Origin of the sequence: Ewingella sp. S1.OA.A_B6, from assembly GCF_049889095.1 — a bacterium.
Taxonomy (GTDB): domain Bacteria; phylum Pseudomonadota; class Gammaproteobacteria; order Enterobacterales; family Enterobacteriaceae; genus Ewingella.
In genome coordinates this window covers 138,755-162,090 of the sequence record NZ_JBLJFK010000007.1, presented here as the reverse complement: position 1 = coordinate 162,090, position 23,336 = coordinate 138,755, and the positions used below count along the sequence as shown (strand labels likewise).

The 23,336-nt window shown below is 50.8% G+C and carries 15 protein-coding genes; 10 read left to right on the top strand and 5 right to left on the bottom strand.

Annotated features, from left to right (window positions below; all coding sequences use genetic code 11):
• Positions 1–2 precede the first annotated feature (2 nt).
• Positions 3–1,643, bottom strand: a complete 1,641-nt coding sequence (locus tag ACMV8I_RS14910) for a ShlB/FhaC/HecB family hemolysin secretion/activation protein (RefSeq protein ID WP_498866000.1) — start codon at positions 1,641–1,643, stop codon at positions 3–5.
• 869 nt (positions 1,644–2,512) lie between these two features.
• Between ACMV8I_RS14910 and ACMV8I_RS14905 the strand changes: the two genes are divergently transcribed.
• From ACMV8I_RS14905 to ACMV8I_RS14895, 3 genes are read left to right on the top strand one after another with little or no spacing between them, the layout of a single operon-like run.
• On the top strand, positions 2,513–3,847 hold the full coding sequence (locus ACMV8I_RS14905) for an SrfA family protein (RefSeq protein WP_498865989.1): 1,335 nt from the start codon (positions 2,513–2,515) through the stop codon (positions 3,845–3,847).
• A 3-nt stretch (positions 3,848–3,850) separates the two neighbouring features.
• Complete coding sequence (locus ACMV8I_RS14900; RefSeq protein WP_498865988.1) at positions 3,851–6,835, top strand: virulence factor SrfB; 2,985 nt, start codon at positions 3,851–3,853, stop codon at positions 6,833–6,835.
• On the top strand, positions 6,832–9,213 hold the full coding sequence (locus tag ACMV8I_RS14895; RefSeq protein WP_498865987.1) for a virulence factor SrfC family protein: 2,382 nt from the start codon (positions 6,832–6,834) through the stop codon (positions 9,211–9,213). Before ACMV8I_RS14900 ends, ACMV8I_RS14895 begins: the two co-directional genes overlap by 4 nt.
• Before the next feature lie 61 nt (positions 9,214–9,274).
• Here the strand turns inward: ACMV8I_RS14895 and ACMV8I_RS14890 are convergent, their stop codons facing one another.
• Entirely contained in the window at positions 9,275–9,634 is a 360-nt protein-coding gene (locus tag ACMV8I_RS14890) for a helix-turn-helix domain-containing protein (RefSeq protein WP_498865986.1), read from the bottom strand.
• 502 nt (positions 9,635–10,136) lie between these two features.
• Here ACMV8I_RS14890 and ACMV8I_RS14885 point away from each other — a divergent pair.
• The gene (locus tag ACMV8I_RS14885; protein ID WP_498865985.1) at positions 10,137–11,348 is read left to right on the top strand and encodes an efflux RND transporter periplasmic adaptor subunit; all 1,212 of its coding nucleotides are present in this window, start codon (positions 10,137–10,139) and stop codon (positions 11,346–11,348) included.
• Between the two features lie 21 nt (positions 11,349–11,369).
• On the top strand, positions 11,370–14,519 hold the full coding sequence (locus ACMV8I_RS14880) for an efflux RND transporter permease subunit (protein WP_498865984.1): 3,150 nt from the start codon (positions 11,370–11,372) through the stop codon (positions 14,517–14,519).
• A gap of 87 nt (positions 14,520–14,606) precedes the next feature.
• Here the strand turns inward: ACMV8I_RS14880 and ACMV8I_RS14875 are convergent, their stop codons facing one another.
• On the bottom strand, positions 14,607–15,074 hold the full coding sequence (locus ACMV8I_RS14875) for an RrF2 family transcriptional regulator (protein ID WP_498865983.1): 468 nt from the start codon (positions 15,072–15,074) through the stop codon (positions 14,607–14,609).
• A gap of 211 nt (positions 15,075–15,285) precedes the next feature.
• The gene (gene cybB, locus ACMV8I_RS14870; RefSeq protein WP_498865982.1) at positions 15,286–15,849 is read right to left on the bottom strand and encodes a cytochrome b561; all 564 of its coding nucleotides are present in this window, start codon (positions 15,847–15,849) and stop codon (positions 15,286–15,288) included.
• 1,137 nt (positions 15,850–16,986) lie between these two features.
• On the opposite strand from cybB, the gene parA reads away from it, so the two are divergent.
• From parA to ACMV8I_RS14855, 3 genes are all read left to right on the top strand, one after another.
• Complete coding sequence (gene parA, locus ACMV8I_RS14865) at positions 16,987–17,613, top strand: ParA family partition ATPase (protein WP_498865981.1); 627 nt, start codon at positions 16,987–16,989, stop codon at positions 17,611–17,613.
• The gene (locus tag ACMV8I_RS14860; protein WP_498865980.1) at positions 17,610–17,819 is read left to right on the top strand and encodes a plasmid partition protein ParG; all 210 of its coding nucleotides are present in this window, start codon (positions 17,610–17,612) and stop codon (positions 17,817–17,819) included. The genes parA and ACMV8I_RS14860 overlap by 4 nt, the downstream gene beginning before the upstream one ends.
• Positions 17,820–19,069: 1,250 nt before the next feature.
• Positions 19,070–20,056 (top strand): replication initiation protein, encoded by a 987-nt coding sequence (locus ACMV8I_RS14855; RefSeq protein WP_498865979.1) that lies wholly within the window; start codon positions 19,070–19,072, stop codon positions 20,054–20,056.
• A gap of 742 nt (positions 20,057–20,798) precedes the next feature.
• On the opposite strand, the gene ACMV8I_RS14850 is transcribed toward ACMV8I_RS14855, so the two are convergent.
• Positions 20,799–21,089, bottom strand: coding sequence for a hypothetical protein (locus ACMV8I_RS14850; protein ID WP_498865978.1), 291 nt, complete (start codon positions 21,087–21,089; stop codon positions 20,799–20,801).
• Between the two features lie 179 nt (positions 21,090–21,268).
• Here ACMV8I_RS14850 and ACMV8I_RS14845 point away from each other — a divergent pair, with 179 nt between their 5' ends.
• Both ACMV8I_RS14845 and ACMV8I_RS14840 read left to right on the top strand, forming a co-directional pair.
• Positions 21,269–22,783 (top strand): BglG family transcription antiterminator, encoded by a 1,515-nt coding sequence (locus tag ACMV8I_RS14845; RefSeq protein WP_498865977.1) that lies wholly within the window; start codon positions 21,269–21,271, stop codon positions 22,781–22,783.
• An 18-nt stretch (positions 22,784–22,801) separates the two neighbouring features.
• The gene (locus ACMV8I_RS14840) at positions 22,802–23,275 is read left to right on the top strand and encodes a PTS sugar transporter subunit IIA (protein WP_498865976.1); all 474 of its coding nucleotides are present in this window, start codon (positions 22,802–22,804) and stop codon (positions 23,273–23,275) included.
• Positions 23,276–23,336: the final 61 nt, after the last annotated feature.

Genomic DNA, 23,336 nt, shown 5'->3' with positions numbered 1-23,336 from the left:
CTTTACAGTACGAAGCCGATACGGTAGTAGACCGTGACGCGATCCGGCGACAGGGTGTCCGGATAGCTCAGCGGCCAGCCGACAGTAAACTGGCTGGAAAAGTGTGCGTTACTGCTCGATAAACCCACCGCCCCGCCCCATAAGGTGCCGGAGGCGTTGGTGTCGTGATTGCTGCGTTGCAGGTAGCCACCGTCTAGTGCCGTCACGGCGCTGATTTGTCCGAACACCGGCAGCGCGAACAGTTGAGTGTCCAGCTCGTTACGCCAGTAGCCGCCGTTGTCGCCGGAGAGGTACTGCTCTTTGAAGCCACGCACTGAGCTTTCGCCACCGACGGTCAGGCGTTCGCTGCCGTAAAGCCGGTCATCGCCCCACTGGCCGTAGGCGCTGGTCAGCCAGGTGACTTTTTGCGTCACCGGGCGGTAGTAACTGCTGGAGAGGGTCCATTTGGAGAATTCGGCGCGAGGCGCCTCTGGGTTTTTATCCTGATCGCTTTCGCCACCAAACCACGGCACGCCACGGCTGAAGGCCGGGTTGAGCGTCGCGTAGCCACCCCAGAGTTTCTGGCTGTGATTGACTCCGGCAGTCCAGCTCGAGAGGCTGCGGCTACTGCTTTGCAGGGGCGTGTCGTTGAGGTAGTTGCGGTTGAGGCGGTGCGTCAGCCCGAGGCTGGCGGCGGTTTTCATGTCGCCGTTGCGGAACAGTACGCGGGAAAGGGTGAAGCGGTGCGCCTGGCTGTCGCCGGTGGAGCGCCACAGATAACCCTGCGATTCAATCGTGCTGAGATAGTCGCTGTAGCTGTAGTTGTAATCGAACAGCCAGTAGCCGTAAGGCAGGTTGACGCCCGCCTGCACGCTTCTCGCATCATGGTCACTGGCCCAGTCGCTGCTGCGGGCGGTGCTGACAAACCACTGATCTGCCAGTCCGAGCAGATTATTGCCGGTCAGCGAGCCGTTGACCTGCCCGGTGCCGGTGCTCTTTTGCCCCGAGTTGTCGAAGCCTAATCCGGCCTGCAGCGGAAATTCCGGTTTGGACGTCAGGTTGACGATAGAGTATCCCGGCTGACCGCCCGGCTGGATTTCAATCTGCACCGGCGTTTTGCGCAGGCGGTTAATTTGCTCCATCCCCTGCTCGATATCGCGCAGGTTGAGAATTTTTCCAGTAAGGCCAGGAAACACCATCGCCAGCATTGCGCCGCGTTGGTTTTCCATTTTGATGGCTTCCAGCTTGCCTTCCATCACCGTCAGGCTGAGTGTGCCGGAAGACAAATCCTGTTCAGTCAGAAAGGCTCGGCTGGTGATGTAACCCTGGCCGATATACCAGTCTGAGACTTGCTTGACCAGTGCGTTAATCTGGCCGATGCCAAGGCACTGTTGCAGATAGGGCTGTGTCAGTTTGCGCTGCACGCGGGTAGGCATTTTGTCTGCACCGCTGAGCGTAATGGCGTGAATATCAAAGCACGGACCGCCGGGTTGCGCTGGCGTTTGCGGTGCGGGGGCGACTGACGTGCTGCGCTCCAGTTCCTGACGCTGCTGCTGGTTCTGCTGCAGAAGTTGCCGCTGCTGCTGTTCGATACTGTCGCGGTCGGCGGGGCTGAGAGATGCGGCCTGAGCAGAAAGCGAAAGAACCATCGAAATCGCCATCATTCCACGGGCAATCCGTGTGAAGGTCTGAAACGGTAATACGTATTTTATAGAGAGGAGTACAGTTGCAGTGCTACGGATTTCCATATCGATGCCGGTTTCCTGACCGTTGCGCTATCTTCAATCCACCCGAAATACAATGCGTCAGGTGTCGCTACGGTATTAAGTTAAAGTTGAATATCATCCCATTATCGGCAGGATTCCGTTTTTCTTTATAAAAAACTACACCCTATCTTTCGATATACAGTGAATGCTGCCAATCCCCTGCCAGCCAATAATTAAACGCCATCTGTGCGGAGCCTGCCCATGAAGGTTGAAAATATAATATTTTTTATTTTTATCAACCGCAACACCGTACTGAGTGCACGCATTATCTATCGATGAAAATATTTTTACAGCTTATTTTTTCGATCTTATCTTTAAATGAGATCTCACTGTATTTTAATTAGTTCCTCCCGTTAGTCTTCTTATTAAGGTTGATACGTTTACATGACTAGAATTAACGTCATATTTATCTCGTTCGTTATTACTATTTATACGCAGGACCATACCTATCCGACACACGGCAAAACGGCGCTTCATCCTCCAGGACGGCGGGAATAGATTGTTGGGGAAATACGGCGTTAACAACGCAGGGGCGACAGGTCACATCAATCCTCAACGGTCTTTCTTTTTGAGCGCCCTTAAGCGGTAACGGTGCGGACGGATTCGCTGTTAAACCACCCGGTTGCCTTAAACAAAACCCGCTTTACCCCCTTATTCTTGCGTTTGATGACCGGTCCTTGACGCTAAAATCACCACAATAGCCGATAGTGCATTATTTTCTGTCACTGGCATCTCCTTTTGCATCTCCAATTCGGGGTTATTTTTGCGTGGCAAAATCATTTTTACGTAGTGGAAGTTTGGACGAAATTCTGGCTCTGGGCGAAAACGGTCAGCCGGTGTATGCCTCAGCCCTTCAGTTACGCGAAACACTACGTCTTCGCAATCAACAGTCTGTCGCCAACGTGCTGGCCATTCCGCAGCCCAACGAAGCGGGCGAGCGTATTGATTGGTATTCACCCGTTGCAGGCAAAGTAACGTCCTGGCTGGCCGCCAGCGACGCCGAACGCGCGTCGGCGGTAATGCAGCTTGAACAATGCCGCGCCATTGCTCACGCCCTGTGCCAGAAAGCGTTGAAGTCGGACAACCCCGGGCAACAATTATTTGGTGCACTGCTCGCCAAAGCGATTCAGTTTCCCGATCAAAACCACGTTTATTTGGTAGATGGCAAACCGGTGCTGACCTTCTGGGGTTTTGTACATCTGGATAAAAAGTCCCGCACCGATGCGCTGGACTGCCTGCGCCCACCGGTCGCGCCCCCTGAATATTCACTGGTCGATAAACCGTTAGCCGCAGTCAGTAAAGCTGCACCCGTGATTACACCGAAAGCCCCGCCAAAAACCCAAACCGAGAACGCGCCAGAATTCGTCAGCGCGACGATGGCCAAACCCTCAGCGGGCAACAGCTGGCTACGGTTCTGGTGGTTAATTCCTGGCGCGGCCCTGCTGGTAACGTTGGTGATGCAGTTCACCGGCGTATTTGCCCCCACCGCTTCTCCGGTGCCAGAAAAACCGCTGACGCCGGTAGTCGCAGAAAAACGCGCCCTGCCAGCCACCCCTTTGATAGAAGAAAAAGCAGCGGTGGTTATCGCGCCTCCGGCCATCGCGCCCGAACCCGTCTCGGGCACTCCTGTGGTAGCGCCGGTTGCAGCTGAAACGGTCGTTGCTCCTGCGACGGTTCCGGCGGCAGAGCCACAAAATACACCGGTCGTACCTGAAGATAAAAATGCCCTCACCATGCCATCGGACGCGGTAAAAGTGGGCTCAACAAAATTCCTTAACGGCACCTGGAAGGTGATGCTCGACATCAAAACTCCGGTCACCGGCAAGCCGCCGAGCCTGAAATATCAGATTAAAAATGGCAAAGGCGTTGCGCGGATCCTGTATGGCGACGGCATGAGCTGTAAGGCTGATATCAATGCCGGACTGATGAGCTCTGGAAACCTGGTGATTAACAGCCGGTTTAAAGCCAAATGCAGCGACGGTTCCCGCTACCAAATGCCGGAGATCGTCTGTACTCAGGCCCTGACCGGACCCGCAGATTGTAAGGGCCGCTACGACGGCAACACGGTCTTCCCGATGACCATGAAGCGTGAGAGTAAATAACCGATGCTGGCGACGATCACCGATTACAAACAGCGTATTACGCTGATTCAGAACAGCGGAATTCAGTTCCTCGACTTTGCGCTAACACCGCACATCGATGCCGATCTGCCCTATAAATTTGTGCGCAAAAGCGCCAATGGCCCGCTGCTGCGGCTGGACCACGATCCGCTGACGGGCAAATATTCCCTGCCCGTTCCCGGTATGCAGGTGGAAGTCGTGCGCCCTGAGTCCAGCTTCTCGCTGGAACAGTCGCTGAAACTGCTGGAAAAAGTGTGGCTGCCGCTGCCGTTCCTGCGCTTCACGCCACCGCGTAATTTTTCCGGCGGCCCGGACAACTGGGCGCGTATGCAGATTTTGGCGCTTGACCAACCAGACCAGGAAGGCCATACCCACCGCATCAGTCTGGCGTTCGATACCAAAGTCTATGGCGAAGGTCAGAACAATGAATTGCTGGCCCCCAATGAAAATGACATCAAAACCGGCGTCAGTTTTGCGCTGGCTTTTTATAATGACGAACTGAGTGATTTCCTCGACCTGACCTGGGTGGACGGCTGGCTACGCGAAGTGTTTGGCCAACAGGCCAGCCTGCGTGAAAACCGCAATCCACGGGATATCAAAACCGCACTGCGCGAATTTGAATATCAGGCGCACTACCTCAACCTGCTGGATATGCTGGGCACGCAGTTAGCGGTGCCAGAAATCAAAATCAGCGCCAGCACGTTGCAAGAGCCGGCCATCAATGTGGACCTGATCCTCGACGTCGGTAACTCACACACCTGCGGTATTCTGGTGGAAGAGAGCCCGGACGAAAGCAACGGCCTGAAGCAGACTTACGAGCTACAAATACGCGATCTCAGCGAACCGCAAAAACTCTATAACGAATTGTTCGAAAGCCGTATAGAGTTTGCAGAAGCGGCGTTCGGCAAACAGAACTTCTCGGTTGAGAGCGGCCGCGACGATGCTTTTATCTGGCCGTCTATTACCCGCGTGGGTCGCGAGGCCAGCCGCATGGCGCTGGTGCGTCAGGGCACGGAAGGTTCCACCGGTCTCTCCAGCCCACGCCGCTATTTGTGGGATGAAGAGAGTTACGCACCGGGTTGGCGCTTTAGCCAGAGCCATAGCCGTTCTGAGCAGGAACCGCCTGCGACCGCCCTGCCACAAACATTCCTCTTCAATGACGAAGGCCAACCGCTATTTACGCTGCCCGCCGATGAGCGCCTGCCGGTGTTTTCACCGCATTACAGCCGCAGTTCGGTGATGACCTTTATGCTTTCTGAACTGCTGGCCCAGGCGCTGATGCAAATCAACAGCGCAGCCCAGCGGATGAAAATGATCCACTCCTCCGCGCCACGTCAGCTGCGTAGTATCATCCTGACACTGCCTTCGGCTATGCCAAAGCCGGAGCGCGAGATCTTCCGCCGCAGGATGATTGAAGCCATCGGCGTCGTGTGGAAAGCACTGGGTTGGCACCCTACAGATGCACCCTTTAGTACCCCGGAGCAGCAAGCGTGCAGCCTGGTTCCGGTGCCTGAAGTACAGATGGAATGGGACGAAGCCACCTGCGGCCAGATTGTCTATCTCTATAACGAGTCGCAGGTGAATTTCGCCGGGCGCACTGAAGCCTTCTTCGCCAGCATGGCCCGGCCAGACAAAGAACTGGCCGAGGGCGAAAGTGTGGGTAAAACCCTGCGCATCGCCTCGATTGATATCGGCGGCGGCACCACCGATTTAGCCATCACCCAATACTGGCTGGATGACGGCATTGGCAATAACGTTAAAATTCTGCCACGTCTGCTGTTCCGCGAAGGGTTTAAAGTCGCGGGAGATGACATCCTGCTCGACGTGATTCAGCTGTACGTTCTGCCGGCGTTGCAAGGCGCGCTGAAAAAAGCGGGGATCGCCAATACTGAGCCATTGATGGACAAACTGTTCGGCCACGAAGGTCGCATGGACGGTTTATCCATTCTGCGTCAGCAGGTGACCCTGCAAATCTTTATGCCGGCCGGGCGGGCGATCCTGGAAACCTACGAGACCTTCGACCCGCTGGATATCGGTGCAGAAATCGAAACCAGCTTTGGCTCACTTACCGGCCAGTCACCGACACAAAAAGTGCTTGAACACATCAATAGTGAAGTCCAGCGTGAGTTACGCAGCGACGCCGAGCCCTTCGACATTTTACAGGTGCCGTTGATCCTCAACCTGAGCAAACTGCACGCCGAGTTTTTATCACCGCGCATGCAAATCACCCAGCAGCTGCGTTCGCTGTGTGAAGTCGTCGCACTTTATTCCTGTGACGTGCTGTTGCTGACTGGACGCCCTTCTCGCTTCCCTGGGATTCAGGCGCTGTTTCGCTTGTTACAGCCTCTGCCAGCCAATCGTATTCTGTCGCTCGACGGCTACCACACCAGCGACTGGTATCCATTTAATAAACTCGGCCGCATTGAGAATCCGAAATCCACCGCCGCCGTGGGCGCCATGCTGTGTCTGCTGTCTCTCGACCTGCGCCTGAACAGTTTCTACTTCAAGGCCGGTGATTTTCAACCTTACTCGACCATCCGCTACCTCGGCATGCTCGACAGTAATAATGCCCTGACGGCAGATAACGTCTACTACAGCGATATTGACCTCGATCAGCCGGACTACCAGCTCAGCCAGCAGGTGAGTTTCCAGATGCGCGGCCCGCTGTGTCTGGGCTTCCGCCAGTTGGATAACGATCGCTGGCCAGCGTCACCGCTTTATACCCTTTCAATCAGCGACCATAAGCTGGCACGGCGTATTGCCGGTGACAACGTACTGACGCTGAAATTGAAAGTCAGTAAAGCGGGTAATTCAGACAGCCCGGAAACCGTGGAGATCGCCGATGCCACACTGCAGGACGGCACCCACATTCCACCTAATCATTTGCGCTTGAAACTCAACACGTTAGCGGCCAGCGGTTCAGGTGCCACCCATTACTGGATAGACAGTGGGAGCGTATTTAAAAAATGAATTCAATAAAGCCTGAGCCTTTAACCAGCCAGTTTGAAGCCATCATCAATGGCGTCGGTAAGGCCATGAACTGGATTGATGAAAACCGGATGCTGTCACCACGTTTACATATGGAAGCAGACCGGCTGACACTCAAACTTCGCCGCCAACGTTTTAAATCCCAGAATCTTGCAATCTCAGAATCCAGTAATCCCACGATAGGTCTGTATGGTCAATCTCAGAGGGGGAAATCGTATTTGCTGAATGCCCTGATGGCCGGTGAGAATGGCAGGATAGAAACGCTGCTCGGCAATCATATTCTGGATTATGTCAGCCATATTAATCCCAGCGATCAGGCTTGCGGGATGATCACCCGTTTCAGCCGTCAGACAGATATTATTGACCCCCAGTGCCCGGTCCAATTGGTACTGCTCAGTGAAGTGGATCTGATAAAAATCGCTGCACTCAGTGCAGCATCAGCCCCAGTGCTATGGGATCAGCAGCAGATCCTGGCGCATATTCAGAGCCTGTCTATGCATCGCCAGGCGCAGCCGGTTGATGGGCTGACCGGTGATGACGTGGTGACACTTTGGGATGCGCTGGCACGCTTTGATGCCAAAACGGACAAACCTCGTGCCCTGCACTTCTGGCCAGCGGCTGTCGATCTGGCGCCTTATCTGGGTGTTGATGATCGGGCACGTTTATTCTCAGTACTGTGGAATGAGGCAACGCTGACGACGGCGTTCTATCGCCATTTTGCACACACGCTACAACAACTTGGCAGCGCCAAGCAGGTTCTCGCGCCGCTCAGCGTGCTGGTTGACGATCACCTGCTGCCCGCTGATGGCATCATGAGTCCGCTAACGTTAAGCGGTGATTTCGAAGCAGAAAGTAATGGGAAAACCGTGGCAGTGCGCCCGGTACAAAATGACGTTGCGGGCCGTCCAGTCGATATCTCACTGGTGGATCTGACGCTGCTAAGTGTCGAGCTGCTGCTGCCGCTGATGTCCGCGCCGCAGGAGAAGCTATTCGAGCAGGTCGATCTGCTGACGTTCCCGGCGGACATCGATACACGTACCCTGGACCGTACGCATAGCCTGCTTTCCCCCGAACTTTTACACGGCAAGAATGCCTGCCTGCTGGAACGTTATACTGACTCCCAACAGGTCAATTTGCTGATGGTATGCACCGCTGCAGGCAACCGGGAGTCGGTTAAGCACGTCGGTAAAGCGCTCGACCATTGGGTAAAGCAGAGCCAGGGCGAGAATGCACAGGTGCGCAGCCGGCGTAAACCGGGATTGATCTGGGCACTGACACCGTTTGATCAACGTATCATCCATGGCGAACATTTCGATGAAGCCGTACAGCGTTATGTTGGTACACCAGGTGATGCCTGGGGCACCATGTTGGCGATGGACAAACGCGGTATAGAAAGGATGGCGACGTGGTTGTCAACGGAAATTACCGCGCATAGCAAGCAGCTCCGCGTCACCGAACAGCTCGAAGAAGTACGGCGTGAGCTGGCTGAAAACCTGCTGGGCAGTTGGCATCAGCCAGCCGGTGCCGAAGAGTTGCAAGATAAGCAGCGCATCGCAGAAAGCCTGTTAAAAGCGTTGCAAACCCGCGCCGGTATTCATGGAGAGTTGCTCGAGCGACTCCTGCCAGCCCGCGAAGAGCTACGCCGCCTGTATCTGCAACAGTTCAATGCTCAGGCTGTTACGGCGCAGAAAACGGGCGCAACTTCTCCGCAGGTGACAGAAACCTTTGGCATCGGCATCAGCATTGACTTATTCAGTGAAGAACCGGCGGAAGAGGTCGTTACCGAACAGATCGCTGCGCCCGCAGTAGCTGAAACAGATTTCGCCCATAAAGCACAGCATCACTGGGTCAATCATTTGCGCAGCTTGCCGGATAATGCGCCGCTGGTAGACCTGCTCGGTATTGGTAAACCAGGCGTCGAGATGCTGGTTGAAGAAGTGATCACCGCGGGGATCCGCATGAACGTCGCGGGCAAATTGGCTGATATCCTGGAAGAAACACCGCTCAGCGGTTCGAGTGCCGAAAGCCAGGCCGACCGTCAAGTATCTCGTGCGTTAACCGTGATGGGTGATTTTGTTGCGTGGCTGGGTTTTCTCAACATTGAAGAGTCGCAACGCCCCGACAGCCGCATTAATCGCGGACATAAAATCTTCGCCAAACCCCCTAAAACCTGGAGCACTTCACAGCGCCTGACCAAACTGACGCTGGCACCCGCCAACAATACCGCGTTTTACATCTACGATTGGCTGGTAGCACTCAATGAGGTCATCATCCACAACACGGGTTATTCCGCCGGACGTGAGATTAGCGCGCAGCAGAGAGCGAGGCTGGGGGATATTTTGCAAATGATAAAAATGTAATAACACGCCCGGTCGGAGATGGCCGGGCGTTGCTACACAAGGGCCGGTTGAATCAAAAACTTCAGCTGCACATACAGGCACTGCGTTCAGGCTGGTTGTGAAGGGTTTTACGCCAGTCACCAGGCGTCTGCCCAAACTGACGTTTAAAGCTACGGTTAAAGGACTGTTGAGAATCAAACCCCAGAGAGATTGCCACATTGACGATAGGCTCGCCGCTGTTAGCCAGTCTTTCAGCCGAAATATTTAATTTTTTTGCGCGGATATATTCGCCCAGCGCAGAGCCGGTATGCTCTTTGAACATCCGTTGCAGATACCATTTTGAGTACCCTGCCCGCTCAGCAACGGTGTTAATATCCAGCCGCTCTTCGAGGTTTTTGTCGATCCAGTCAGTCAAATCGTGAATAAAATCAGCTGTTTTCATGTTCTCTCTCCTGTCTCAATGACGAAGCCTAGTGGTTCCGGAATAGTTTTAGCCTGAAGGGATCCACAGATAAATGCAAGTATTATTGTTGCATTAAATATCTCTCAGCGAAGATCCCTTTTCTGCGCCACACCATTCCCTGAAAAAGAGCACATAAAGTGTAACAGTAATTCTTGCACTTTGATAAGTCGCTCCCTACAATCCCTCCAAATTAATGTATCTTTCATTGATACCTTAAATTAAGCACTGCCTCATTTTATCGCTGCAACGTTACGTCAGTGAACGACGTAATTCGAACCAAACCCTTCAGGCAAAGGACGTTACCCGTAGGTCATTTTCCCAAATAATGGGGTTGCATTAAGGTGACAAGAGAACGATCCCTTCAGTTGGCTGATGCCAGTGATTCGGATCAGTAAGCTTGGCTAACGCAGATGCAGCTTCAAGTATGACGGGAAAAACGGGTGTATTGCCTCGAACGGTTTACTCACTGGAAATAACAACAATGCTAAGCCTGCACAATCCCCTGGTTAACCGGAGCCACCGCGGTTCTCATATTGCGCTGAAACTTTCAGCCCTATCACTTTTGATCGCGCTGGTCAGCGGCTGTGACAACAGCGTGGCACAGAGTTCGCCGCCTCCGGCACCGGCAGTCAGCGTCGCGGATGTGGTAATTCAACCCATCAGCCAGTGGGATGACTTTAATGGACGGATCGAAGCAGTACAAAGCGTGCAGCTGCGCCCGCGTGTCTCCGGCTATATCGATAAAGTGAATTACACCGAGGGCCAGGAAGTGAAGAAGGGTCAGGTGCTGTTTACCATCGATAACCGCACCTACCGCGCCGCCCGCGAGCAGGCACAGGCCGAGCTGGTGCGCGCTCGCAATCAGGCCAGCTTGACCCGCAGCGAGTCAGGCCGTACTGAGAAATTAATTGGCACGCAGGCCGTCTCGACCGAAATATGGGAGCAGCGTAAATCAGCAGCGTCACAGGCACAGTCCGATGTGCTGGCTGCACAAGCCCAGCTGGATATGGCGCAGCTGAATCTTGATTTCACTCAGGTCATCGCCCCCATTGATGGTCGCGCCAGCCGCGCGATGATCACCGCCGGAAATCTGGTAACTGCCGGAGACAGCGCCAGTGTGCTAACCACGCTGGTATCGCTCGACAAGGTGTATGTCTATTTTGATGTGGATGAAGAAACCTTCCTGCGTTATCAGACACTGGCGCGCAACGGCCAGAACATTACTGACCCCGGTACAAAATTGCCCGTCAAAGTGGCACTGGCAGGTGAGCAAGGATACCCGCACGCCGGGTATGTCGATTTCACCGACAACCAGCTGAACGCAGGTACCGGCACCATCCGTATGCGTGCAGTGCTAGACAACGGCGACCGACGCTTCACGCCGGGGCTGTTTGCCCGCGTGCAGATGCCGGGCAGTCCGCAATTTAACGCCATGTTGGTTAACGACCGCGCCATACTCACCGATCAGGACCGTAAATATGTCTACGTGGTGGACAAAGAGGGTAAAGCTCAGCGTCGTGATGTCGAAGTGGGCCGCCAGTACGCAGGGCTACGCATTGTGCAAAAAGGTCTGTCCGGTGGCGACAAAGTGATCGTCGATGGCGTGCAGAAAGTGTTTATGCCGGGGATGTCGGTTGACGCCAAACCTGTCGCGATGATCGCCGCTAACGCTGCGCCAGCCGTTTCCCACTAAGACTCCACAGGATCCTGAATCATGGACTTTTCTCGCTTTTTCATCGATCGGCCAATTTTTGCGGCGGTGCTGTCGATACTGATTTTCGTTGGTGGCGTGATTTCTATTCCGCTACTGCCAATCAGTGAATATCCAAACGTCGTTCCACCCAGCGTGCAGGTGCGCGCAACCTATCCGGGCGCCAACCCGAAAGTGATCGCTGAAACGGTGGCAACGCCGCTGGAAGAGTCGATCAACGGCGTCGAAAATATGATGTATATGAAGTCTGTCGCCGGTTCTGACGGCGTCCTGGTCATCACCGTGACCTTCCGCCCCGGCACTGATCCGGATCAGGCGCAGGTTCAGGTGCAAAACCGTGTGTCGCAGGCGCAGGCGCGGTTGCCGCAGGATGTGATAAGACAGGGGATCACGACTCAGAAGCAGTCCCCTAACCTGACGCTGGTTGTACATCTGGTCTCCCCTTCCGGCAAGTACGACTCACTGTATCTAAGTAACTACGCCACCCTGAAAGTGAAGGACGAACTGGCACGCTTGCCGGGCGTCGGGCAAGTACAAATTTTTGGCGCAGGAGACTACGCCATGCGGGTGTGGCTGGATCCGAACAAAGTGGCCTCCCGTGGATTGACGGCATCGGACGTAGTCGCCGCAATGCGCGAGCAGAACGTACAGGTGTCTGCCGGCCAGCTCGGCGCAGAGCCGATGCCAACCAAAAGTGACTATTTGCTGTCGATCAATGCTCAGGGCCGCCTGCAGAATGAGCAGGAGTTCGGCAATATTATTCTGAAAACCAGCGATGACGGCACCCTGGTGCGTTTACGTGACGTAGCCCGTATCGAGATGGGTTCAGGCAGCTACGCGCTGCGGGCGCAGCTCAATAATAAAGATGCGGTAGGGATCGGTATTTTCCAGGCGCCCGGCTCCAATGCCATCGACTTATCTGACGCGGTACGCGCCAAAATGGGTGAACTGGCCACCCGCTTCCCAGAAGGCATGACCTGGAAAGCGCCGTACGATCCAACGGTGTTTGTTCGCGACTCCATCAGCGCGGTGGTAAGCACCTTACTGGAAGCGGTACTGCTGGTTGTACTGGTGGTTATCCTGTTCCTGCAAACCTGGCGAGCGTCAATTATTCCACTGCTGGCTGTGCCAATTTCTATCGTCGGCACCTTCAGCGTACTTTATCTGCTCGGTTTCTCGCTCAACACGCTGAGTCTGTTTGGATTGGTGCTGGCGATAGGGATCGTGGTGGATGACGCCATTGTGGTAGTGGAGAACGTCGAGCGAAATATTGAGGAGGGACTGACACCGCTCGCGGCTGCGCATCAGGCGATGCGTGAAGTGTCAGGTCCTATCATCGCCATAGCGCTGGTGCTGTGCGCAGTGTTCGTGCCAATGGCATTTCTTTCCGGCGTGACCGGCCAGTTTTATAAGCAGTTTGCGGTGACTATTGCTATTTCCACAGTGATCTCGGCCATCAACTCGCTGACGTTGTCCCCTGCCCTGGCCGCGCTGTTGCTGAAGCCGCACGGTGCGAAGAAGGATATTCCGACCCGGATTATTGACCGGCTGTTCGGCTGGCTGTTCCGTCCGTTCAACCGTTTCTTCAACAAGAATTCTGAGCGTTATCAGCATGGTGTTTCCCGAGCGCTAAATCGCCGTGGCGCGGTATTCATGGTCTATGTGCTATTGCTTTGCGCTGCTGCCTTTATGTTCAAAGTGGTGCCGGGTGGCTTCATTCCGACGCAGGATAAACTCTATCTTATCGGTGGCGTGAAGATGCCGGAAGGTGCTTCGCTTGAACGTACTGATGCGATGATCCGCAAAATGAGCGCGATTGGTTTGAGCGTGGACGGTGTCAGTGATTCCATCGCCTTCCCCGGCCTGAATGCGTTGCAGTTCACTAACACACCGAATACCGGCACGGTGTTCTTTGCGCTGAAACCGCTGAACGAGCGTACCCGAACGGCGGCGGCGATTAACGCTGAAATCAACGCCAAGATCTCACAGTTACAAGAAGGGTTTGCGTTCTCGATTATGCCACCGCCCATCCTTGGTTTAGGTCAGGGGTCCGGTTATTCACTTTATATTCAGGACCGCGCCGGTCTGGGCTATGGCGCATTGCAGACCGCAATAAATACCCTGTCGGGCGCCATTATGCAAACGCCAGGAATGGGCTTCCCTATTTCGTCTTATCAGGCCAACGTGCCACAGCTGGACGCGAAGATTGACCGTGATAAAGCCAAGGCGCAGGGCGTCTCGCTGGATGAACTATTCAGCACGCTACAAACCTATCTCGGTTCGTCATACATCAATGACTTTAACCGCTATGGACGCACCTGGAAAGTGATGGCTCAGGCAGACGGCCCCTATCGCCAGAGCGTCGAGGACATCGCTAATCTGCGCACCCGCAATGACAAAGGAGAAATGGTGCCGATCGGCAGTATGGTCAATATCACTACCACCTATGGGCCAGATCCGGTGATCCGCTACAACGGCTATCCGGCGGCAGATATTATTGGTGATGCCGATCCGCGGATACTTTCTTCCACCGAGGCGATGACCGAAGTGGCTGGACTGGCGCAGAATCTGTTGCCTAACGGCATGAATATTCAGTGGACTGACCTGAGTTATCAGCAATCCACTCAGGGGCATGCGGCGATGATTGTCTTCCCGGTGGCAATATTGTTGGCCTTCCTGGTGCTGGCAGCATTGTATGAAAGCTGGACGCTGCCGCTAGCGGTGATCCTGATTGTGCCGATGACCATGCTCTCTGCGCTGTTTGGCGTGTGGCTGACCGGCGGAGACAATAACGTCTTCGTACAGGTTGGGTTAGTCGTACTGATGGGGCTGGCTTGTAAAAATGCCATTTTGATTGTCGAGTTTGCCCGTGAGCTGGAAATGCAGGGTAAAGGCATTGTGGAAGCAGCACTGGAAGCCTGTCGCCTGCGTCTGCGGCCAATCGTCATGACGTCGATTGCTTTTATAGCCGGAACCATTCCGCTGATCCTCGGCCACGGTGCGGGAGCAGAAGTGCGTGGAGTGACGGGCATTACCGTGTTCTCCGGTATGTTAGGGGTGACGCTGTTTGGTCTGTTCCTGACACCGGTGTTTTACGTCGCGCTGCGCCGTCTGGTGACGCGTAAAGAACGTACTGAGGTAGTGGCTGCCTGACAGTCCGCAAGAAAGCAAAAAGGTCAGGTATCGCTACCTGACCTTTTTTATGCATGAATGGAGCGTGCCGGGCAATCCGGCGCGGGATCACTTAACGGAAGCATCCTGCGGTTCGCCGGTACAAACGCGCTTATCATTGCATTCGAACTGCGCCAGAGCATCTGCGACGGTGTGGCGGGCCAGAACCTCCAGCGACGCCTCTTCTGCTTCACTCACTACTGATTTGAAATACCAGCAGGCGTTAGCACTGACCAGACAACGCGCCGGGACTTCAGGACGCGCGGCCCAGATACGTTTGTCATCAATAACGGCGGTGTAGATATCCCGCAGGGTAATTTCTTTGGCCGGACGCCCCAGATGGATAGAGCCGGTGCGACCAAGCGTCGAGACAATGATACCGTTACGCGTTAGCGGTACCATCAGCTTGCGGATAAAACTCGGGTTAGCTTCCAGACTGGCGGCAAGAACCGCGCTGGTGGAGCGTATCCCCACTTTTTCGGCGACGGCAACGCTAAGTACCATCTGCATTGCTGTCGGAAAGCGAAAATCTAACATGTCATTGTCCTGATAGACGAGGTTCCTAGTGTCATCTGGCGATCGAAAATGCCAGAACCATGAACGTCAATGGACAATAATATAACAAATATTGGTTTATTTTTGAAGTTTAGCCCTGCCCGAGCGCACAGATAGACCACTATCTCCATGGTTTTTGTGAGGTTGAGCAAGGAAACGTACATTTTTGTCATCAGTCAGTTAGAAAGCCAGCTCAGTGGCCTGTCGGACGATCAGAGTCCTGCTTTGTTTTACCCGGCATCATACGCCTTAGCGCGTTATCCCGAAGGACATAGTGGTGAAACAATGCCGCGGCCGCATGCAGGCCAATCAAATAATAGCCGGTGTTGGCGATCAACTCATGCACCTCCTTAAGCTGTTTTTGCAGGATGATATTCGGCACCACGCTTTGCGGCATTCTCATGCCAAACAGCAGCCACTGGTTGCCGCTGTAGTACATCGAAAAAATTCCGAGCACGGGCAAGCTGATAAACATCAGGTAAATCAGGCCATGTACACCGATGGCGGCCAAACGCTGCCAGTTCGGTTCAGGCGGCGTAATGGCGGGTGTGACATACATGATTTTTACCAGTAGGCGGACAACCATAAGCACCAGGATGCTAAAACCCAGGCTGTAATGGAACAAATTGAAGTATTCACGTCCCGGCGTACCTTTGGACACAAAACCTTTCAGCTCCATAGAAGCATAAGTACAGACCACCAGGATAAAAACCAGCCAGTGAAGGAAAATCTGAGGCGAAGCATATTTCGTGCGCATGATGGACTCATTAGGAACATGTAACGTCACCTTAACCATAAAGGCTTAAGGCGACCTTAAGAGCACAGTTTTAGCACAGCCTCCCTAATCTTAATCTTGGGATTTTGGGATTTTGGGATTTTGGGATTTTGGGATTTTGGGATTTTGGGATTTTGGGATTATAAAATTCCGCATAGGTTTCGAAAATCATAGGATTTCAGGATTTAATGATTCAAAGATTATAGAATTATAATTCCTATGATTCTATAATTATTAAATCTCAGGATTGTAGAATCATGAGATTCAACCATATCTATACAACACACAGCCCATGTCTCATAGCACGATAATCATGGATATGAATGATGGCTACTGGAGCTGTTTTTATCCAAAGATGTTGAATACCCATCAATACCAACACTTCATCACCTTGCCCTCCCCTGCCGCTGAGGTAAATAATGATCCATCTATAACTCATTGAAATTAAATCAATGATTATAGGATTTCTGAATCTCAAGATATACAGCAGACATGGTGAATCCTTGCATCCTGGAATCCTTCGGTTATGAGATCATGATGCGTGATTATCATCCGACTCCAGGAGGATTGGATTCCAACCTTATAGAATCCTTTAATGTGACTAGTCATGGAGCATGCGCATCTTAACCTTACAGAATCCCCAGATGCTAAAATCCCAACCTTACAGGCATTAGATCATCTCATCCTCCAGGGATTTAGGGATTATTAAATTATATAATCCGGTAATCATGGGATTACTAAATCTCTGGACTCTATCATCATCGAATCTTACGCTCCCAGAATTACGGCCACTGCGTGCAATATATCTTGACTTGTGATTCTATGATTACGGGATTAATAAATCCCATAATCATAGAATCACAGGCCAGTGATTGATCAATACAAGCACCATGCTCCTGCAGAGGATTATAGAATCCCAGGATATAATAATCCTAAAATCCAATGATATTGAAATCCTGACAGGCACCCACTATAGTGGGTGCCAATCATGAGATTCTCGGATATAAGAATCACATAATCCTAAGATAGAGACACTTTCAGGATTATAGAATTTTGAAATCTTGGGGTTTGAAAATCACAGGATTATATTATCCACTAATTCATCACCAAGAGGTTGTTATGGCAGCGAAAGTTATTTCCTTCCTGAACGGGAAGGGCGGGGTAGGCAAAACCACAACGTCCATTAACATTGCAACCTGTCTCGCCAGACAAGGACACAAAGTGGTGATGGTCGATACAGACCCTCAGGGAAGCATCAGCAACTGGTACGATGAAAGCAAATGTCAGTTTGATCTGGCAGAAGCCGCGTCGGAAAAAGAAGTCTACACCGTTAGAAAACAGCTGAAAGAGTATGATTACGTAGTGATTGACGGTGCGGCGGCTATTTCAGCCATTTCCTCAGCCGCCGTGATGGTTAGTGATCTGGTGCTTATTCCGGTAACACCTTCGCCGCTAGACTTCGCTGCTTGCGGCGCAATTCTTGCCGTAGTTGAAGCTCGTGAAAATCTTCAGCCTGTGATTGCACGATTTCTTATCACCAAAAAAGTGGCCTCCGCGAAGATGTTGGAGGTGTTGAAAGCGTCCATCGCTGATACTGGCGTTCCCGCTCTGCGCACCGGTACAACTCAGCGTCAGGTTTATATTCGCACCATGATGGATGGCGGTACCGTGTTTGATACCACCGATGGCAATGCCAAAGGGGAAATCGAAATCATGACCAAAGAAATCACGGAGTTGCTGAAATGAAAATGAAACTTGGACAACACCGTCAGCTTAATACCGCGCTTGAAGCGGTATCTAAACCTCCAGCAGCAGTCAAGAAGCTACAAACGAATATCGATGAAGATCTGCATAAACGCTTTAAAACCAGCTGCTTTTTGCTGGATCGTGAAATGAAAGATGTTCTGACCGAGCTTATTGAAGGCTGGTTAGTTCACAACGAGCGCGGTTAACGCAACCCTAGTGGGCTTTGAGGCCGGTTACAGCAGTAGTCGGCATATCTCTTTTACACACTTTACTTTCCCGCTGGCGACGCTGATTCGTCGGCTTTCCCCTCTGTTTTTTCCTCAGGATCGCAAGATCCAATAACTCTTTTGTTTCTTTTTAAGTTTAAACCTTTCTCTTTAGAGACGATTTTTATGCTTTTTTTTCATAATGTTACATTAGCTTTAGTGGAGTCTTTTCCTGCTCAGTGTGGAGATCATTCCTGCTAGATGTGGATCCTTTTCATGATTAATGTAGAACTTTTTCCTGTGGATAATTTCTCGCACGATCATCAGCTTACCAACGTGGAAGGATTTTCTGTGGATATCTTGCAGCGGCTCGTTCCTATCTAAAATGTAACAGATCATCAGTGATTTAACAGCGTAAGGTAAGCGCCTCTCGTACTGTGGACTGTGCGCTTGGGTGAATATCTAAGGTGGAAAGATTTCCTGTGAAATTTTCAGCTATGGTTTCAACGTGGAGTCATTTCCTGTGACAGCGTCACCCATCCAGCCCCTCGGTATAAAACTAAGCGCAGCACTTAAGTGGAGTAATTTCCTGTATGCAGGAAACAAAAACCTATGTGGAGCTTTTTCCTGCTGAAGAAGGGAAGGGATGCTTAGCCTGGTATCCAACAGCGTTTACGGCGAAATCATCCACTTAGCGTGTTTGTGACGCTGTCACATTTCTATATGTGGAAAGATTATATGTTCCATTCACGAGCGTTCAATGTGGATTTTTTCCTGTTGAGAGTCTGCTGCTTCTATGCGGATCCGTTGTTTCCGGGGCTTTGAATACCTATATGTGGAAACTTTTCCTGCATTTCTGAAAGCTGATGTGGAGATATTTCCTGTACAAGATGCAGAGATCAAGGCTGAAAGCGTACTGTGAGGTCGATCTCAAAACTGGATCCAGCGCTATAAGGCGCTATATGTGGAAAGATTTCCTGAGTTACCGGGAGCGGATTGGCGGTCAATGTTGTGGATGCGGTCATCGTTATGTGGAAACTTTTCCTGTTAAATGGCGTACTCCTTAAGTCGATGATCCCTGGCTGGGAACCCGGATGAAAAATCTCATGTGGAGTTTTTTCCTGATCTAACTTTTAGGTTTGTCACATAACAATATGATTTTTAAAGCTTAAATAGTGAGTATTTTTGCTTTACGCCACTAATTTATATGTGGAATAATTTATCTACATTCCACCTATGGATCCTGCGACATGGAACTTAACAAACTGACCGTTGTTCAGGGAAACGACCTTCTGGAAGGCGCCTATAGCGTCACGCTGGATGAGATGCGGTTACTCAATTTGGCGCTGGCGCAAATTGACAGCAGGAAACCACAGCCTGACACGCTTTACCGACTTTTCCCTCAGGATTATCAGCGGATCTATGGCGTGAACCCCACCAGCAGCCACAGGCAGCTGCGTGAGGCTGCTGAAAGTCTGATGAAAAAGCCGGTGACCATCTACAAACCAGACACCAAAACCGGCAAGGTGCGTACCGTGCAGCTTTCCTGGTTCTCTCGCCTGGAATACGTCAGTAGTGACGACCACAGCGCGGTGGTACTGAGATTCGGTCAAGATGTTGCACCGTATCTCTATGAACTTAAAGAATCTTTTACCAAACTTAATTTTGCGAATATCGCGAAACTTGATACGCCGTTCTCTGTGCGGTTGTATGGCTGGTTAATCAAAGCCAAAAACCTCTACGGGCGTCGCAGTGGCAAAGCCATAGAAGTGACCCTTGATCTCAACTGGATGCGCGAGAAGGCTGGTTTAGCAGGCAAATACGAGGACTATCGTGACTTTCGTCAGAAGCTGCTGGAGCCGACGATCAATCGGATCAATGCCAATACCGATATCTCCGTGGTCTGGGAGCCAGTTAAGCAGGGCAGGACCGTGGTCTCGGTCAAGTTCGCTTATGTGGATGAATCCGCACCAGAGGCCAGCAAACCGCTGCGTCCGCGCTTACCGCGACGTCCGCGTGCGGTGGCAGGTTCAGCGCTGGAAGGTGAGTGGGCGCGGCGCTGCATCGCGATTTTTGAGGAATATCTCAATAAATTAATCGCTTACGATGTTGAGGAAAAAGCAACATTACCGGATCTGCGTAAGCTTTCAGGCTGGTATAAAATGATTGGCGAGAAGAGTAAGCAGAAAGACATCCTCACCGAAGTCAACGCACGCAGCAAGAAAACCGCAGCGTAAACGCACCATGGCAGACATCCGTAATAACGGCGTATTCTTCATGCAATACGCCGTTTCTCATTACATGAAACACGCTATCTTTCACATACTTTATCCTTCGTTTCTGATTTCTATTGCGCCACTGAGTTAGTGAGCACTTACTGGGTGAGTTCAGGAAATTATTCCACATAAGCTGTTTTGGCGACTTTTTCAGCAGGCTACTTAAAAGCTATAAGCCATATTTTTTTCTTTGTTAGATACGGCATAACTTCAACCTCCGTCATATTTTTAAATTGATCGCGCGCTGATTGATGAGGGATATTGGCTACACTACTGAATTCCACCTCGACAAAATTACACTATGCTAGCTTCAAACCACCTCTTCCAAAATTGCCTTCTTATTGCCCGGTACCATAATGTTAATGCTTTCGCGTTTGCCGACTGTGTTTTTAAAGAGGGTACACGCTGGCAATGGCTCCCAGGAAGGTTCAGGCTTCAGCAAAACCACGTATAGATACCGTGATTATCTGGATCTCCAAGTCACAGATAGTTTCTAATCGTTCAGGTGCTTACGGGGTTGACTGCTAGGCATGATAAATATTTTCGCAATATCTACATGATCCGGCGCCTGAAGCGTGTAGACGATCGAATCGGCGACATCTTCCGCTTTTAGGAACGCTATCTGATCCTTCAACCGTTCCATCTGGTTGCAGTAGTTCTCGTCGGCAATGTGCTCGAACAATTCGCTTTCAACCGCACCCGGTTACAGGCGAGTCACTCTAATATTGAATTGGGCGCTAATTCCATTCGCATGATGTCCGAGAAGGCGGTCACAGTACTTATTGGCGCAATATACATCCAACCCAGAGAACGTCTTACGGCCCGCAATCGACGAGGTATTGACGATGTGTCCGGATTTCTTCTCTGGCTTCTGGTGGCGAGACGAGACCTGCACGAAGATATCTTCTGAAGACTGTGCTTTGCATTCGATGAGGTGCGCGCCGGGGATATGTTGTTCAAGCGTCTCAGAGGAACTGCGTGGGGAGGATGGCATGGTACTCTCTCAAATAGCTGCATTAACCATCATATTTCCCATCGGATTTTACTTCTTTCTTTATTAAGGTGGTCAGCCCGATCGCCGACATGTGGCCACTTTTTAATATTTACTTTACATATTCACTTTGTTTAGATGATCACTCACAAGGCGGCGACATAATCTAGCGGAACCTAACGATGATGAAGGCTCTGACTGAGCGGCAACTGAATATTATGCGACAGCTTATCTCTCACAGTAGCTATGTGAGCCTGAGGTATATTTCTGAGAAAACAGCGATCTCAATGCGGACGCTCAGACGAGATATTGCAGGCATTAATGATAAACTTTCAAATCAGGGAATAAATCTCAGCGGAAAAAGTGGGCGCGGGATCACAATTAAATTCACTGATGCTCAGGCAGAAATATCTGCACGCAGAATCTTCTCAACTGAAAGTGACGAATTTAACAGTGATTTTCGTATGTTGAAGATTGCCTCTGATTTGTTAATGTTATCGCCTCAGAGTTCTTCTATCAGCGAATTGGCCGATAAATATTTTATCAGCCGGGCCTCCATTGTGAATGATCTTAAAATACTGGAATCCTGGTTACATAAATTTGACTTAACATTAATGAAGAACCGTACTGGAACCAGTATAAAAGGCAGTGACCATAATATTCGTATGGCAATGAAGGCGCTGGTTTTAAAATCAATTTATAATCATCAAGACATGATGGAAAGCCGGTTAGATGAAGGCACACTGCATGAGTTGTCAGAAAAATTTGGCGAGCAGGCTGTCCATTTTACCCTGCAATTGATTAATTTTATTGAACAGCAACTTCAGTACACGATAAGCGATCCGTACTACATTAATTTATTTACCCACATTTTGGTTTTGATTCATCGTAGCCATTCTCCTATGCAACCGACTGATTCCCGTGCAGTCCGGGTAAAAAAGGTTAACGACGAACACGCATGGCAGGTTTCACTGGCGGTGATTGAGCGTATTGAAGCGGCATATAGCATAATACTGGTTGCTGAGGAGTCCCACTCTATTTATCAGTACCTGGTCTCTTCTGGTAAAACTGGGGGTGAACCATCGGTTTACGACGATACTCTGATTTCGCAGACTGAAACCAGGTTTGCAGAGGCACTTATCAGTCACGTTGCGCAGCGTATCAATATGGAAATTGCCACCGATCAAGATTTGCTGGCTTCGCTTATCTCACATATCAAGCCGATGCTGAACCGTCTGAGATACCAGATTCGCATCAAGAATCCGCTGCTGCATGATATCCAAACTGAGCTGGGCAGCGTATTCACCGCAGTTAAAGCAGTGATAAATCAGTTGACGCGTGAATACGGCCTGGATGAAATCAGCGATGATGAGGTCGCTTATCTTACTGTTCATATTCAGGCTGCGATTGAAAACAGCATCAAAGTAAAACGGGTTTTACTGGTATGTTCCAGCGGTCTTGGAACATCACAACTCTTGTATGGACGCATTATCCGCGCATTTCCTGACTGGAAAATAATCGACATTGTGCCCGGAAAAAATATCGCTGATTCTTTGAAGCGACATGAATGTGATGTTGTGATTTCTACCATTCGTCTGGAACCGCTAGAAAAACCGGTAGTGTATGTGTCTGCATTATTTTCGGCTAAAGATATTGCAAGAGTGACAGAATGCTTGGTATCCAATTCGATCAATTAATTACCATGGAGATGGACTATGAATACTACCGTTGCTATTAACGATGTATTGCAAGAAGAGTGTATTATTCTTGATGTTGACTGCCAAAGTAAGGAACAAATTATTTCTGAACTGACTGATTTACTCTGTCAGGTCGGGGCAGTGACAAACAAAGAGGTTTTCCTTAACGATGTTTATTTACGTGAGGAGTTGGGTTCCACCGGATTTGAAAATCATATAGCTATACCGCATGGTAAATCAGTTGCTGTCGCTAAAACGTGTATTGCTGTGGGAAGATTGCGTCGCGATATTCCCTGGGAAACGATTGATGGAACCAAGGTTCGTCTGGTGATTCTTTTTGCAGTTAAAGAATCGGATAAAAATGTCGGTCATATAAAAATGTTGGCGAAAATATCTATTGCATTAGGCGATGAGGACGTTGTCGAACGTTTACTCACTGTTAAACACAGAGAGGAAATGTTTCATTTACTTCTTTCTCGTTCGGGTGCCTGACTTAAATAACCAGGATAAATAAATATGAATTGAAAAAATTATTATTTAATGAATGTGAATC

Bases quoted from the DNA above. Each gene is read 5' to 3' on its own strand.
- ACMV8I_RS14910 (WP_498866000.1), bottom strand. From the start codon at position 1,643: ATGATGGCGATTTCGATGGTTCTTTCGCTTTCTGCTCAGGCCGCATCT.
- parA (WP_498865981.1), top strand. From the start codon at position 16,987: ATGGCAGCGAAAGTTATTTCCTTCCTGAACGGGAAGGGCGGGGTAGGC.
- ACMV8I_RS14900 (WP_498865988.1), top strand. From the start codon at position 3,851: ATGCTGGCGACGATCACCGATTACAAACAGCGTATTACGCTGATTCAG.
- ACMV8I_RS14845 (WP_498865977.1), top strand. From the start codon at position 21,269: ATGATGAAGGCTCTGACTGAGCGGCAACTGAATATTATGCGACAGCTT.
- ACMV8I_RS14850 (WP_498865978.1), bottom strand. From the start codon at position 21,089: ATGCCATCCTCCCCACGCAGTTCCTCTGAGACGCTTGAACAACATATC.
- ACMV8I_RS14840 (WP_498865976.1), top strand. From the start codon at position 22,802: ATGAATACTACCGTTGCTATTAACGATGTATTGCAAGAAGAGTGTATT.
- ACMV8I_RS14855 (WP_498865979.1), top strand. From the start codon at position 19,070: ATGGAACTTAACAAACTGACCGTTGTTCAGGGAAACGACCTTCTGGAA.
- ACMV8I_RS14875 (WP_498865983.1), bottom strand. From the start codon at position 15,074: ATGTTAGATTTTCGCTTTCCGACAGCAATGCAGATGGTACTTAGCGTT.
- ACMV8I_RS14880 (WP_498865984.1), top strand. From the start codon at position 11,370: ATGGACTTTTCTCGCTTTTTCATCGATCGGCCAATTTTTGCGGCGGTG.
- ACMV8I_RS14890 (WP_498865986.1), bottom strand. From the start codon at position 9,634: ATGAAAACAGCTGATTTTATTCACGATTTGACTGACTGGATCGACAAA.
- cybB (WP_498865982.1), bottom strand. From the start codon at position 15,849: ATGCGCACGAAATATGCTTCGCCTCAGATTTTCCTTCACTGGCTGGTT.
- ACMV8I_RS14860 (WP_498865980.1), top strand. From the start codon at position 17,610: ATGAAAATGAAACTTGGACAACACCGTCAGCTTAATACCGCGCTTGAA.
- ACMV8I_RS14885 (WP_498865985.1), top strand. From the start codon at position 10,137: ATGCTAAGCCTGCACAATCCCCTGGTTAACCGGAGCCACCGCGGTTCT.
- ACMV8I_RS14895 (WP_498865987.1), top strand. From the start codon at position 6,832: ATGAATTCAATAAAGCCTGAGCCTTTAACCAGCCAGTTTGAAGCCATC.